This is a genomic window from Mesorhizobium sp. M0626 (genome assembly GCF_040320665.1).
Lineage (GTDB): Bacteria > Pseudomonadota > Alphaproteobacteria > Rhizobiales > Rhizobiaceae > Mesorhizobium.
This window is the reverse complement of the sequence record NZ_JAMYQD010000021.1, coordinates 98,773-112,874: the sequence shown is the minus strand read 5'-3', so window position 1 is coordinate 112,874 and position 14,102 is coordinate 98,773. Positions and strand designations below refer to the sequence as shown.

Annotated in this window: 11 protein-coding genes; 1 reads left to right on the top strand and 10 read right to left on the bottom strand. The window is 58.6% G+C overall.

Annotated elements, in window-relative coordinates:
- Positions 1-251 precede the first annotated feature (251 nt).
- The 9 genes from NKI37_RS25785 to NKI37_RS25745 all read right to left on the bottom strand — a co-directional run bounded on the left by NKI37_RS25785 (position 252) and on the right by NKI37_RS25745 (position 10,821).
- Positions 252-1,547, bottom strand: a complete 1,296-nt coding sequence (locus tag NKI37_RS25785; protein WP_352712175.1) for an HlyD family type I secretion periplasmic adaptor subunit — start codon at positions 1,545-1,547, stop codon at positions 252-254.
- 71 nt (positions 1,548-1,618) lie between these two features.
- Positions 1,619-3,331 (bottom strand): type I secretion system permease/ATPase, encoded by a 1,713-nt coding sequence (locus tag NKI37_RS25780; RefSeq protein ID WP_023834083.1) that lies wholly within the window; start codon positions 3,329-3,331, stop codon positions 1,619-1,621.
- Between the two features lie 335 nt (positions 3,332-3,666).
- Positions 3,667-4,581, bottom strand: coding sequence for a class I SAM-dependent methyltransferase (locus NKI37_RS25775; protein WP_352790161.1), 915 nt, complete (start codon positions 4,579-4,581; stop codon positions 3,667-3,669).
- A 70-nt stretch (positions 4,582-4,651) separates the two neighbouring features.
- A complete protein-coding gene (locus NKI37_RS25770) occupies positions 4,652-5,911 on the bottom strand; it encodes a polysaccharide biosynthesis/export family protein (RefSeq protein WP_023701104.1) in 1,260 nt (419 codons plus the stop codon).
- On the bottom strand, positions 5,898-7,175 hold the full coding sequence (locus tag NKI37_RS25765; protein ID WP_023753035.1) for a hypothetical protein: 1,278 nt from the start codon (positions 7,173-7,175) through the stop codon (positions 5,898-5,900). Before NKI37_RS25765 ends, NKI37_RS25770 begins: the two co-directional genes overlap by 14 nt.
- A complete protein-coding gene (locus NKI37_RS25760; RefSeq protein WP_023681044.1) occupies positions 7,172-8,176 on the bottom strand; it encodes an SDR family NAD(P)-dependent oxidoreductase in 1,005 nt (334 codons plus the stop codon). The genes NKI37_RS25765 and NKI37_RS25760 overlap by 4 nt, the downstream gene beginning before the upstream one ends.
- Before the next feature lie 44 nt (positions 8,177-8,220).
- The gene (locus NKI37_RS25755) at positions 8,221-8,895 is read right to left on the bottom strand and encodes a sugar transferase (protein WP_023681043.1); all 675 of its coding nucleotides are present in this window, start codon (positions 8,893-8,895) and stop codon (positions 8,221-8,223) included.
- Positions 8,892-10,043, bottom strand: a complete 1,152-nt coding sequence (locus NKI37_RS25750) for a DegT/DnrJ/EryC1/StrS family aminotransferase (RefSeq protein ID WP_023711225.1) — start codon at positions 10,041-10,043, stop codon at positions 8,892-8,894. The genes NKI37_RS25755 and NKI37_RS25750 overlap by 4 nt, the downstream gene beginning before the upstream one ends.
- Before the next feature lie 49 nt (positions 10,044-10,092).
- Complete coding sequence (locus NKI37_RS25745) at positions 10,093-10,821, bottom strand: nucleotidyltransferase family protein (protein WP_023681041.1); 729 nt, start codon at positions 10,819-10,821, stop codon at positions 10,093-10,095.
- Between the two features lie 634 nt (positions 10,822-11,455).
- Between NKI37_RS25745 and NKI37_RS25740 the strand changes: the two genes are divergently transcribed.
- Positions 11,456-12,133 (top strand): LuxR C-terminal-related transcriptional regulator, encoded by a 678-nt coding sequence (locus NKI37_RS25740; protein ID WP_023681040.1) that lies wholly within the window; start codon positions 11,456-11,458, stop codon positions 12,131-12,133.
- 101 nt (positions 12,134-12,234) lie between these two features.
- On the opposite strand, the gene NKI37_RS25735 is transcribed toward NKI37_RS25740, so the two are convergent.
- Entirely contained in the window at positions 12,235-13,953 is a 1,719-nt protein-coding gene (locus NKI37_RS25735; protein ID WP_352790164.1) for a PAS domain S-box protein, read from the bottom strand.
- Positions 13,954-14,102: the final 149 nt, after the last annotated feature.

Sequence of the window (14,102 nt, the reverse complement as noted above, 5' to 3'; positions counted from 1 at the left end):
GATGATCGTGGAACGGTATGCGCTGTTTGTTGCGCAAAAGATGACAGGACACTAACGCTGTTGTCGGGGCAGGACTTGGTGAGGCGGCCAGGAAAATCCTGTTGGGGTATCCTTGTAGCCGGGACAATGTCCCAGACGAGCCTCGCGCGTCGGCCGCAGGCGTCACCCCTGTCGGCATCACGTCGCCTACCCTAATATGTCAGCAAGCACGCCTGCCGTGTTCCCGCGGTCGACCGCTCACAGCCGCCATGTCATTGCCGGAAAGCCCTCGACATCTGGTCGGTAAGCGGCTTCAGCAGATAAGACCAGACGCTGTGTTCGTCCGTACTTATGTGAACCTCCGCTGGCATACCGGGTTTGAGCACTTTGGCATCGGTCAGACAGGTGGACTTGTCTTCGACATTGATGCGCGCCGAGAAATAAGAAAGCTGGCGCTGTTGATCTTTTATCAGGTCCGCCGAGATGCGCTTGACAGACCCTTGGCAGGCAGGCGTGGTGCCGGCGTCGAAAGCCGGAAACCGGATCGAGACCCGCTGACCTGGACGAACGTCATCTATGCGCGACGGCGCAATCAGCGCGTCGACCACAAGGTTGCCGGTGTCAGGGACGATCATCATGAGAACCTCGCCCGCGGCAATCACGCCGCCGATCGTGTGAATGGAAGATTCCTGTACCGTTCCCGATTGCGGAGCGCGGATGGTGGTTTTGGCCAGTTCGTCCTGTGCCACAACCTTGCGCTCGCTGAGTTCGGTTTGCTTGGCTTCCGTTTCACGAAGTTCGCTCGTCACGTCACTACGCCTTTGTTCATCGAGCTGAAGAATCTGCAATTCGGTCTCGCTGATCCGGGCCTGCGCCTCGGCAACTGCCGCCGCGAGGCGCCCCGATTCTCCGTGCGCCCGGGTGGCATCCAGCCTGATGTTGCTAAGTCGCTCTTTGGACACCAGTTTCTTTGTAAAAAGCGCCTGTACATCGACAAGATCGCCATCCAGCAGGACCACGGATTGTTCTTCCGCGGTCTGTTGCGCCTTGAGGCCCTCAACTTGGCGTTCGAGTTGCTTTGAGCGGCTTTGCAATTGTGCCTTCTGCCCGTTGAGGGCCGTAGCGCGGCTTTCGAACAGCGTGCGCTCACCGTTCACCAGGGCAGCCAGTTCCGGCTCGCCCATTCGCGCTTGAAGGCTGAACGGAAGCTGCATCTCCGACAGGCCTTGCCGCTCTGCCTCCAGCCGCACAAGCCGAACCGTTGCCCGATCAAGATCCTTGCTAATTATCTGCAGATTGGCCCGTGTCAGTGTGTCGTCCAACCGTGCCATCACATCGCCGGCCCGTACATGATCCCCGTCTTGCGCGAAGATGCCACCTATCGTGCCGCCCGTCAGATGCTGCACCTTCTTTATGTTGCTCTCGACCACCACGGTCGCAGGCGCAATTACCGCGCCAGCAATCTTGGTCAGACCGAGCCAGAGCCCGCCGCCGGCAAGCAACGTAACCGTGACCGCCGCCCCCAGGATCAGGTTGGCCCTGATTCCATCGCGCGTGCCCGAAATCATCGCGTTGCGCCGGCTCCCATTGCCGATCGGGGCCGATGGAGCCATCGTCGCCTCAGACAAAAAAATATCCCTCATGCATGACCGCTCACCCCTTTGTGCATCGCGACGGCCGCTGCCGGGCGTTCAACAGGCGCAGCAAAGGGGCGGATGACGTTGGCCAGGACCTCCTCGCGTGAGCCGAAGGCGTGAAGCATCCCATTGGACATTACGAGTACCCTGTCGATATTGGTAAGGGCAGAAGGACGGTGCGCAACTACGATGACGATGCCTCCACGTCTGCGCACTGCCAGGATCGCACCGGCCAAGGCGGTATCGCCATCGACGTCCAGATTTGAATTCGGCTCGTCCAGAACGACAAGAAACGGATCGCCGTAAAGTGCCCTTGCAAGCCCTACGAGTTGCCGCTGTCCAGCCGACAAGGCTGTTCCTCCCTCGCCCATGCGTGTTTGAAAACCGTTCGGCAATCGCAGGATCATTTTGTCGACGCCCGCTGCCTTGGCAGCTGCAAGCACGCCCTTGGCGTCGCCCTTCCCGCCAAATCGCGAAATGTTGTCGGCAACCGTTCCATCAAACAGTTCGACGTCCTGGGGCAGGTAGCCAATATGTGCGCCAAGGTGTTCTTGGTCCCATTGGTCAAGCGAGGCGTCGTCCAGCCTCACCGTGCCGCGAAGTGGCTGCCAGACGCCCACCAGCGCGCGCACAAGCGTGCTTTTGCCAGAACCGCTCGGGCCGACAACGGCCATTCCCGTCCCTGCAGCCAGGCGGAAGCTGACATTGGCTACCGTCGGTTTTTGCTGGCCCGGTGGCGCTATAGTCAGGTCCTCGACCGCAAGCTCCGCTTGGGGGCGCGGAAGTTCCATATGTTCGTCCCGGTCAGGAAAAGCGGCCAGGGCCGTTGCCAGTTGCGAATAGCTTTGCCGGAACGCGGCGAAGCCTCGCCAGTTCGCGATAGCGGCGTCAACAGGAGCCAATGAGCGGCCCAGCAAGATGGAGGATGCGATGATCACGCCTGGCGAGGCTTCGCCTCCTATCACCAGGTAGGCACCCAGTCCAAGAACGCAGGACTGCAAGGCCAAACGCAGTGCCCTAGAGAGTGCCCCGGTGGCGCCGACGACGTCGGAAAGCTTCTCTTGGTGCCTCAGATATGCGTTATTGATCTCGCCCCAGCGGTGGGCAAGCCGTGCGGAAAGGCCCATCGCGCGTACGACCTCCGCGTTGCGGCGTCCGGATTCGGCGAGATTGCGCTGCGACACCAGCGTCTCGGACGCGCGTGTCACCGATGTGCGGCCAAGAACTTCCGCCATGACCGTGAGCAGCACGACAATGATCGCACCGCTTGTGGACAACAGACCGAGCGCAGGATGCAGGAAATAGATGATCAGCAGGTAAAATGGAATCCACGGAGCGTCGAATATAACAGTCGGCCCCATTCCGGAAAGGAAGCCGCGTAACTGATCGAGATCACGGAGGGGCTGTATCCGGTTCGCATCCTGCCCGCCAATGAGCGGCAAGGACAGCGAGAGGCCGAACACCCTCTGCTTCAAATTCCTATGGACACGATTGCCCACTCGAACCAGCAGGCGCAGCCGCACGAAATCCAGCAGCCCGTAGACAGCGTAAAGACCCAGCATTCCGATCGTGAACCCGACAAGCGTCGGAACGCTCTGCGAAGGTAAAACGCGATCGTAAATTTGCAGCATATAGACCGAGCCGGTCAGGGCGAGAAGGTTTATGACTGCCGAGAAGACGGCGACGCCTACCAGGCCAGGCACGGTCCCAAGCATTGCGCCTCGCAAATCCGACGAACTCCTTCCACCAGGGTTCATAGGCTTCGACCTCCCGTGAGAGATCGTTGCGCAAGCTCACTGGCCCCACTGGGCACCGACAATCTCTTGCTGTTCAGGAGCGTATCCCCTTAGCCTTCTAATATTACGCCCCACTAACATGCTTGGACTTTAGTCAAAATGTAGCAAAATCGTGGCGCTGCCCTCAGAAACCCGGAACCCACATGTCAAATCGGGGGAAAACTGCCGTTCCATGGTATTTGGGCGGGGCTTCATGCCGGGCGGAGCGGCCCAAGAAAACCACCCCCTGCCCTTTTTCGGGGCATTTTCGCGCTTTAGCGCTTCCTCGCAACAACCAGGAAGTGTTGCGCCAGCTGGCCAGGAACGCAAAGCCTTCTGCAGGCCTTCTCGACAGGCTGCATCATCATTTCACAGAACCCTGGCAACAGGTTTCCCGGCCGAGGCAGGTAACCGTACGGTATCGTCTGCTCGACGGTGAATCCCGAGGCAGTCAGGAGGGCCTTGAACCTCGCCGCGCTCAGCGTGTTGCGAATTGTGCGTCCAGACACTCGATTGAGCAGCCGGCACGCCAGGCCGACGGGCGACGTCGCATTCATGTGAACGTTGCACACAAGCCGCCCGCCATCTTTCAGGTGCTCATTGATCGCTTTCAGTGCATGCCATTTCAGTTCATCCTCTGCGTTCAGGAAAAAACGAAATGCGGTTACCACATCGAACGTCATACCCAACTTCTCCCTTGTCACGTCGACGTGACGCAAACTCACATTGGGCGGTACTTGAGCGCTGTCGAGCATAGTTCTGGAAACGTCGGCGCCAACCACCTCGCTGAAGAGGCCGGCGGCTACCTCGGCGATGCGACCTGTTCCGCATGCGAAATCGAGGCAGTTTCGGCTCGCTCCGCTCAAGGGGCGAAGAACGTTGAGGATCAGGGGCTTTTCGATGTTCTCCCAAAGCGCGCCATAATAGCCGGAACTGTGCGTTTTGTTGTAATGTAGGCCGTAGCCGGGCGCGCAATGGCTGGTCCTATAGCCGTCCGACACCCAGCCGCCCTGCGCATTGCTCTCCTTGCTGGACGTAAATTCCTGCCAATTTCCGGACTCACCGGCGCGCGACCTGGACCGCACAATTCGCGCTGACGGCATATGGGAAGCATAACTTGCAGACTGCGTCATCTGATCCGCGTTCGTTGAGGGTGTCAGGGTCGCTCCCTGGTTGAAAATGCGCCTCACCTTGGATCTCCGTTCAATTGGGTTGCCCCCCCGATAGAACAGTAAGCTCCGCACGGACTGCGCTGACGCCCTATTGGACTGCCACACTTTGCAGTTCACTGCTGAATCTGGCTTCGAGAGTATCCCCCGGCAGCACAATCGCATCTTCGTCAACCAACAGCTTGCGCCATTCATTGCCGATCTTGCGCACGATGGTCACCTGGGCCCGTACCGTTTCGCCGGCAATCGGCAATGGCTGTGTGGATGCTCCGGTCGGCTGCAGCTTCTCGCTGGCGGCATGGAGCCTGGCGGTGACATCCGCCAGCCGGGCGTTGGTGTCCTTCAGATCCGTCAGCAGGCCAATCCTCCTTTGATTGTCGTTGCGTTCGTGCTGTCTGACAAAGTCCTCCTGCTGGCGCCGCGCCCTCATCAGTTCGACCGAGGTTTGAAGCGCGCCGCTTGAAGATAAAAGCAACGCGCGCCTGACATCCGCGAGCCGGGTGTTGGTCAGATTGCCTGCATCGAATGCCTTCGTCACTCGCGCCAAATCTTGCTCATCCGCCTTCACGCTCTCGCCCTCGACTCGTTCGCGTTTCTGCAAAACGCCAATTTGCTCGGCAGCGTCCGTCCGGCCCTTCTCCAGAAAATCCTGCTCTTGCCGGAAATCACTCAGCGCAACCTTTAGCGCCTCTGCTTCAGCCTGAGCCATCGCGGCTACAACGCTCGGCGAAAGAGGTGATCCCTGTGGTGTCTTCTTGTCGAAATCCGCCTGGCCCTGAAGCTCGGCGCGAATGCGGGCAGCGTGAAGGTATTCTTTCGTGTAATCTCCCCAGAGCATTTCGTAATCGCGCTTGAGATCGACCGGATCAGGCCCGGCCTGGCCCGCCCGTGATCGCAAAAAACTGAAGCCGCCGGAAACGGCCAGCGCCTGCCGTACAGTCATGAGCGGACGGTAGGCCTGTTGTCCTGGGGTGAGCACATCGCCCGTTACATAGATCGGGCGATAGTCCGCTATGATTGCTGTGACATCGTCGGGCTCGACAGTAACTGTCTGCTCCCGCCCATCAGTCAGACGCACGTGAAAAATCTTGCTTGGCAAGAGCTCTTGCATTCGCCTTTGCAATTGAGACGCCGTCAGGCCTGCGACCATGATCATCCCCGCCTCCGGAAGGGCGATATTGCCATCCATCTGGACTACGGCGCGCTGCGTCCGATCAGGGATCGGCGCTATTCCTATCTCGACCGTATCGCCAGGTGACAGTTGATAGGGCTCGACCTCGCCTGCGCAAGCCATCGAGGTTAGCGACATCATCACGACTGCGCCAAGAACGTATCGTCTACTGAAGGTCATTTGCGACAATCTCCTTCCGGTCGAACACCGGCTTCAAAGGCCATTCAACACGAGTAACGAAATCGTATACCGGGCCACCGGGCACGCCCCAGTTGCTGGACCAGACCACCTGGGTGCCGTCTGGAGACGGAGAGGCATGCGTCTCGCTCCAGTAGTCGAAGGGCGCGTTGTGCGTGTCTGCGACACGGCGGACCTCTCCACTGCCGTCTAGACGCAGCGCAATGACTTGCTGAGCGTAAGGCGCCCAATCCGGGTGCTGCGATAGTTCGGCTGGCGTGCCGCCATAACTCAGAAACACCCAGCCGGGCCTGCCGAGCGACCTGAGTGACGCATGCATGGCCTCGCCATATTTCATCAGCGAGGTAGCCTTGCCATCAGCCAAGCGGCGCTTGATCACCTGATATTTGTCAGGATCCGATTTGCTGATCCCGACATAGATTTCGCTTCCGTCGGAATCGACCGTCATGTCGCCATGGCCTGGTCGATGGTGCTCCATCCACTTCTGGCGCAATATGCCGTCTATGGAGAAGACGAAACTCGCTTCGATTCCGTCCGGTAATTGCTGGGAACACAATATGTTGATTCCGAGTGGTGAGATTGAGCAGGAGCCGGTTGTTCCCGGGAATTCGGCAAGATCGATATCGGGGAATTTCTGCCGTAGCTTTAGATCGTAGCCAAAGACCACCGCTCTGCCGTCATTGTTCGTTGCACGCACCGCAATCCGGCTGCCGTCGCGGCTCGGATTGCCTTTGTTGGGTCCAAATTTGAGGTTGGAGTACGCTGCGGAGGCAAACACGACGTCCTCATGATCGGTACGTGGCGCCCATGTCGCAATCTGCCGGCCCCCGACGCAGATCATCAACTCGGGATCAGTGGGATGCCATTCGCATTCGGTAGCGCGGTTGCGGTGGAACAAAGGCAAGTAGGTTTGTCCGTCGAGAAAGCACAGGCCACCGCAACCATTGGCGATCAGGAGCAGGCTCTGGTCGGCATTCCAAGCCTGTGCGCTTGAGTAACGGTGGGTGCAGTACTTCTTCCCGCATACACCTGCCCGGCCGAGAACGCCCGGTCTGGTGATCCGTGCGAAAACCATGCCAGACCAAGGATCCCTTGTTTCGTGCACATAGCCCGGCAGGTTGTCCACAACCGCTGTGGCCGCCGCCTCCGCTGCCTTGCTTTGACGGCCGCCGGCAACGTAGATGTTGGGAGATATGGCACCGGCAGCCAGCAACAGCGCCAACGCATGACGGCCGCCCAGGGTCATGTCATGTAACCCACTTCGCGCCGTACCCGGCCTTCACTAAGGCGCTCGCGCCACCACGTGATTGTTCGCTCCAGCCCATCGCGCAGGCTGGTCTGTGTCCGCCATCCAGTCTCACGTTCAAAGCGCGAGGAATCGGCGAGCAAGGCGCGAACTTCGGAATTTTGCGGCCTCAGGCGGCTTTCATCACGACGGACCGGCTTTTTGCAATCGGTCAACTCAAGAACAATGGCCAATACGTCCGAGACGGTCGCAGCGCGTTGGCTGCCAGCGTTGTAGGCGTGGCCGAACTCGAGCTGGGCGAGACCTGCGGTCAGGAACGCTGTCGCGGTGTCTTCGACATAGGTCAGGTCGCGGATCGGGCTGGTATCCCCGACCATGATCGCAGGACATTTCGGGTCGAGGACTTGCCGGATAATGGTCGGCACGATGGCGCGCTCACTCTGGCGCGGGCCATACGTGTTGAAGGGTCGCATGATGACCACAGGGACATCGAACGACCTGGCGTAGGACTCCGCCATCATGTCGGCGCCGATTTTGGATGCCGAATATGGTGACTGTCCCTGCAGGGGGTGTGTTTCGCCGATCGGCATGGTTTGGGCAGTTCCATAGACCTCGCTCGTCGAGGTATGGATCACCCGCTCCGTCTCCCATAGGCGCGCCGCTTCGAGGACATTCACCGTGCCTAAGATGTTGGTTTCCACATAGGACTGGGCGGCGGCGTAGGAGTATGGAATCGCAATAAGCGCCGCCAGATGAAAAACCGCGGCTTGGCCGCGCATGATCCGGTTAAGGAACGCACTGTCGCGGACGTCACCACGGACGAGCCTCAACTGGCTGCGGATGGTGTCCGGCAGATCGTCTAGCCATCCATGGCTGTCAAAGGAATTGTAAAGGGCAAGGGCTGTGACATCTGCCCCGTTGCGAACAAGCGCCTCCGTGACATGCGAACCGATGAATCCGTCCGCGCCGGTCACCAGGACTTTCTTTCCATTGTAGCTCATCACTGCGCATTCCCTTGGCTGTTTGGAACGCTTCCCTTGGATATTCAAACGTCGATCGGCGGTACCGGAACCCAACCGACCACTGCCAGCACTCCCCGCACCATCCACGCGAGGTCGGAGACGATGGTGCGTCGCGGATAATACGAGAGGTCCAGTGTTGCCTTGGCGGGGAACATGACCTCCCGGTAGAACACGATCGGATCCACGGATTGGGGGAAGTAATGTGCTTCGTGCCGAAAAACGACCTGGGCTGGACCCAGCAGGCCTGGCTTGTATTGCAGCACGGCCCTAAGCTCGCCCCGGAAACAATCGGCGAAAGCCAGGCTCTCGGGTCGTGGACCGACGATCGCCATTTCGCCTTTGAGGACATTCCACAGCTGCGGTAGTTCGTCCAGCTTCGTCGCTGCGAGAAAGCGGCCAACGGTGGTCATGCGTGTATCGCCCACGACCGTCAGCGCAAGGCCTTGAGAGCCGCAGTTCACACCGAATTTGCGAAATTTGTACATGCGGAAGGTTCGGCCGCCGGCCCCGATGCGGGTCTGAGCGAACAAGATCGAGCCACCGCCCTCGAGCAGAAGCGCTCCGGCGATCAGCAGCATCAATGGCGCCAATGCGACGGTAGCGATGCCCGCCACCGCAAGATCGATTGCGCGTCTCGCAAAGCCGTGATCAGGATTTGGAACGAACATCCGGTGAAAGGCAGGGTCTAACGCATTCATGCAGCAGTTCCTCTTTGGGCGCCTGCTTTGAGCGCGCCTGTTTTGAGCGCGGCTGCCAGGGCAGCCACGACTGATTCGGCGGCGGCGGAAGTGACCTGGGGGTGCAGCGGAATTGTGAGCTCTCGCTGAGCGAAATCCTCTGTGTGGGGCAAACTCACGCCGGGAAGGCGCTCGCGGTAGAACGTCATTTGGTGCACCGGCGGGTAGTGGATGGTGGTTTGTATGCCCTGTGTCCGCAACTCGTCGATGACATCCTGCCGGCTCACGTAGCGCGGCAGGACGATCGGCATGATGTGGTAAGCCGACGTCCGGGGTTCGCTAAATGGAATGACAATAGCTGGGCAACGGTCCGCGATCAGGCGTCGGTACAAGACAGCTATGATACGCCTGATTTCGTTCCACTCTTGCAGGTTCTGCAACTGAACCAGCCCTATTGCCGCTCGCATCTCGTCCATTCGGTAGTTGAACCCGAGCATCGTGACATCATATTGCGGCGTACGACTGTTCAGCCGCTGATGCGTCCCCGTGGTCATTCCGTGCCCGCGGGCCAGGCGAACCCTGTCGAGCAGATCGGGGTCACGTGCAATCACGGCGCCCCCTTCGGCCGTTGTCATGTTCTTGTTGCCATAGAAGCTGAACGCGGCCGCGGCGCCGAAGGTCCCGACTTCCCTAAGCCCGGGCGCGTGCGCAGCGTCCTCGATGATATGCAGCCCGCGAAGCCGGGCGAACCGCTGCCATTGTTCCCGATCGGGTAGATACCCGGCGAAGTGAACGAGAATGACCGCTTTCGTGCGCGTCGTGCACCGCGCTTCGGCTTCCGCAACCGAGATCAACGGCACGTCGACGGACTCGATATCGACGAAGACCGGCGTCGCCCCTACATACAGCACCGCATTCGCCGTCGCCACGAACGTCAGCGAAGGAACCAGTACTTCGTCGCCAGGGCCGATGCCCAAAGCATGGAGGAGAAGATGGAGCGCTGCGGTGCAGGAACCAACCGCGACGCAATCTCGCGCGCCATGCATGCTGGCAAAGGCCTGTTCGAACTCTCGTACCCTGTCCCCCATCGTAAGCCAGCCGCTATCAATCACCTGCGACAGGGCTGCCTTCTCTGGCACGCCTAGGATCGGGGCGCTCACCAAGAGCATCTTGACCTCCTGAAAGCCTTGTTAGTGGCTAGACCTCTGCATCAGACTTTCATGCGGCTGCAGCGGCAGCCGCGACCTCGATTGAGGACGACTGATCTTCCCAGGCAATTGCCTGTGCATTCTGGAAGTCATCGACACGACCGATGTCGAGCCAAAGACCGTCATGCTTGTAAACATGCACGGTCGTGCCGCCCTGCATCATCTGCAGCATCAGGTCATCGAACCCAAATGGGATCCCGGACGGAATGAACCGCAGGACATCTGGGTTCATGCAGTAAATCCCCATGCTGACGAGATGGGAAAGCGTCGGCTTTTCCCGGAAGAGCTGGACGGTATTGTCGATCTCGTCGATGACCCCGAAGTCCATCTTGATATGACGGCACGCCGTGGCGATCGTAACGGGATCCCTATGCAAGCGGTGCGCGGCTACAAACCGGCTCAGGCTTAGATCTGTGAGGACATCGCCGTTCAGAACGACAAATGTTTCGTTCAGTTCATCCCTAATCAGAGAGAGAGGTCCGACGGTGCCGAGCGGCTCCATTTCCTGGGTATATTTGATCTTCAAGTTCCATTGCGATCCGTCGCCGCAGACGCTCCGGATCAAATGTCCTAGATACCCTGTCGTAATATATACCTCTTCAATGCCGTTGCGCCGCAGCCACTTCAAAAGCAACTCAAGAACAGGCCTGGCCCCTATCGGCATTAATGGTTTCGGCAGGACCGATGTAAACGGTCGAAGGCGCGTACCCATCCCACCACATTGAATCACCGCTTTCATTCGATCCTCCTGATCTGCAGTTGGCTTTGTTCGGGATCGGTGTTCCATTGTCCGGCCAGGGCACACCCTCAAATCCGGCCAAACCTCGGCGGCAATCCGAACATCATATGCGAAAAGGTATGTGACAGCCGGGGCGGCTGTCGTCGTGCATTCGAATGGCAGGGATTCAAAACGTTCAAGGTATTAGATGGCCACGAGATCAACAGCCTACAGAAGCGCGATTGGGCACTGATCATGACGCCGATAAAACGAAAGCAGTTGCTTTCAAGAAAGCTGCGATCCGCCAGGGCCGGACCGGCCTACAGGTCCGGCGACAGCGGGTGGCGACATAACAGATGCCACATGATTACGATGGTCCTGAACAGCTGGCTTTGGGCCCAGAGATGGGAAACCGGCATCGTTTTGCCGACAGGCACCGCACGCCAGGGTTAAAAATCTATGGATGAGCTTCGCAATTTAGTATTATATTAGACGTTCTGGATGTGCGTGGATGGGACGCTGCGGACATCACTGTGATGCGTTGACCAGTGGATGGCCGCCATTTTAGGACCACCACGGATTGTCGATCATAGGCGAATGGGAGGTTCCAGCGGGTTTTCTCGTCGGGAACCGAGTAACGCGTTGGGGTAGTTGCATGGCTCGGATCGTCATTGCCGACGATCACGGCTTATATCGGCGTGGTCTCCGGCTGGCACTCATGGCTGGAATTCCAAGCGCCGAAATATTCGAAGCTTCGTGTTTCGATGCCGCGGTCAATCTTTTAGAGGAGCAGGCGTCCATCGATCTTGCAATCCTCGATCTGAACATGCCTGGGCTGTTCCATCAGGAAGTGCTCAGCGACTTTATGGCTGCCTATCCTGACACTCGCTTTGCGATCGTTTCCGGGGATGATTCCCGCTCGGAGATACTGACCGCGCTTTCGATCGGACTTCACGGGTATATCGTCAAATCGCAGAGCGACGAAGAAGTCGTGCTGGCTGTAAACGAAATCCTCGCTGGCCGGATCTATGTGCCATCTCTCCTATCTCGAACGTCTGCCGACCAGAGATCGCATGCCCCCCCACCTCCGGTTCAAAATGCCAGCCGCCGGCACGAGGGCTCGGGCGACGTCGCTAGGCTGACGTCTAGACAGAAGGACGTCCTCAAGCTGATGGCAGAGGGGTACTCGAATAAGGAGATTGCCCGCAATCTGGACATTGCCGAGGCGACAACGAAAATCCATGCCGCAGCCGTGCTGCGTGAGCTTGGGGTTAGAAACCGTACCGAAGCAGCTGTGTTGCTCCAAAGCTGGCTGACGAGACAGGCGAGTTGACGTATGCCCCTCGAACCGGCCCGAGTTTGCTTGCAGGAAATCGCAGCAAAGGGCCCACACCATCGGTTAATTGGCCAATTCGGCTTCGACTTGGAGGGGCTCTATTGCAATCCAAATTCCTCAATTTCTTTGCGCGATACACGCAGCGAATATCGAAGGCCATCTTCGGTTATTTCCATATTCGGGGAATGACCGACAAGCGGCGTGCTGTCCACACCGATTATCAGTGACCCGAACCCGCGGCGTACGACTTTTGAACTCTTCCGTCGGCCCGATTCCACCCAATCGAACACGAGGTCGTCACCTTCGTCCTCGGATGCAAATCGCCACTTAACTTCGACCTTGCCATTCGGGTCACCCAGCGCACCATGTTTCACCGAGTTTGTCGTCAACTCGTGAAGGATCATCGCCAAGCCCTCGGCGGCGCCGCTTGGCACAGTGAGGGAAGGTCCACTGATCGTAATGTCGCGTGTCTCCTTGAAGGGCTGCAATTCCCGGTCCACGAGTTCATGGAGCATCCCTGACAGGTTGGCATGACGAGAAAGGATGCGATGGGTCGCCTCCAGTGTTCGAATCCAATCGATCAACATCTCCTTGTATTTGGCAACATCATTGTCGGGAATATCGATCATGTTGACCAGAGCTCTAATCACTGGAAACACATTGCTGAACCGATGGCGCTCTTCGCGCATTATGCGCTCGCGTCTCTTTACGGCGGCGCGAAGCAAAGTTGTTTGTCGACGTTCGGTCAGATCCGCCGCCACCCCGATGCGCATTTTGCGGTCGCCGTGCTCTTCCTGCCGTCCACGCAATGCAATCCAGCGTGTGTGACCATCCACTTGCCGGACGCGAATCTCGACGTCAAAGTTCAATGCCGATGAAGGCTTTGCCGAGGCGGACAACTTCGGCCAGTCGACGGGATGGATTACGGCCGAGAGTTCTTCCAAGCGGCGGACTGGGGCCGGAGGCAGACCAAGGATGTCCCAGAACTTGCCGGAGCCGGCGACTGTCCCATCCTCAATGTCTATTTGCCATGTGCCCAGGCGCCCGGCAGATACGGCGAGATCGAGCCATTCCTTCTGAGCCCGAAGGGCCTCGCGTGCCGCTTGTCGCTCGGAAATATCGTCAATCACCGCGAATACGCTCTCATTTGGCGCCTCTTCCGGCCGCGACGAAGACAGGGCCAGGTGAGCCCAGAATGCCGTGCCATCCTTGCGCAAAACGCGGATATCCGTAGCAGACGCGGTCCCATTGCCCAAATCTTCCAAAAGTTTCCGCACAGTACCTCGATCGTCGGGGACAATGAGTTCCTCCAGCTTGAGTTGGGCAAGTTCCTTGTGCGCGTAGCCGGTCATCTCCAAAAGCCGTCTATTCGACTGCAGCAGTTCGCCATGGCGATTGGTATTAGCAAAGCCCAAGGCGGCAGCGTCGATGGCACCGAGCCTCGCTTCTGCCACCCTGAGCGCACCATGCAGATCTTGTCGCAGGCGGTGGAACACAGCTGCGATCAGGCTACCCGAACCCAGAAGGAAGACGGCCCCGGTCCAGTCTCCACCAGTGAGGTGACCGTCCAACAGGTATCGCATCCACAAGCCGGCGACCGCCATCAGAAGCGTTGCTGCGATGGCAACAAAACGGCCCTCAAGATACACGATGACAACGGTTATGGGGATAAACGCAACAAGCGGCAACGGCTGGCCGCCATATACCGTACTTATCGCCTCGAATGCTATCGATGCTGCAAACACCAAAAGCGAAGCTAGATGAGCCCACGTAGTGCTCGACACATTCGATTTGAGCCAGCGCAGGTCCGAACCCATGCGCAAAGACTACAACTTTCGGTCTAGTCCGTCGAGACTAGGCCGAAGGGGTGGCACCTAATCCCAATGCCCGATTGCCATGACTTTGCCGGCGAATAAAATCATGGTGTCAGGAGCGCTCTTCAGAAAGATATATCCAAGAGACGCTG

Excerpts from the sequence above, each read along its gene's own strand:
- NKI37_RS25785 (WP_352712175.1), bottom strand. The coding sequence starts at position 1,547 with ATGATTTCGGGCACGCGCGATGGAATCAGGGCCAACCTGATCCTGGGG.
- NKI37_RS25780 (WP_023834083.1), bottom strand. The coding sequence starts at position 3,331 with ATGCTTGGGACCGTGCCTGGCCTGGTAGGCGTCGCCGTCTTCTCGGCA.
- NKI37_RS25770 (WP_023701104.1), bottom strand. The coding sequence starts at position 5,911 with ATGACCTTCAGTAGACGATACGTTCTTGGCGCAGTCGTGATGATGTCG.
- NKI37_RS25765 (WP_023753035.1), bottom strand. The coding sequence starts at position 7,175 with ATGACCCTGGGCGGCCGTCATGCGTTGGCGCTGTTGCTGGCTGCCGGT.
- NKI37_RS25760 (WP_023681044.1), bottom strand. The coding sequence starts at position 8,176 with ATGAGCTACAATGGAAAGAAAGTCCTGGTGACCGGCGCGGACGGATTC.
- NKI37_RS25755 (WP_023681043.1), bottom strand. The coding sequence starts at position 8,895 with ATGAATGCGTTAGACCCTGCCTTTCACCGGATGTTCGTTCCAAATCCT.
- NKI37_RS25750 (WP_023711225.1), bottom strand. The coding sequence starts at position 10,043 with ATGCTCTTGGTGAGCGCCCCGATCCTAGGCGTGCCAGAGAAGGCAGCC.
- NKI37_RS25745 (WP_023681041.1), bottom strand. The coding sequence starts at position 10,821 with ATGAAAGCGGTGATTCAATGTGGTGGGATGGGTACGCGCCTTCGACCG.
- NKI37_RS25740 (WP_023681040.1), top strand. The coding sequence starts at position 11,456 with ATGGCTCGGATCGTCATTGCCGACGATCACGGCTTATATCGGCGTGGT.
- NKI37_RS25735 (WP_352790164.1), bottom strand. The coding sequence starts at position 13,953 with ATGGGTTCGGACCTGCGCTGGCTCAAATCGAATGTGTCGAGCACTACG.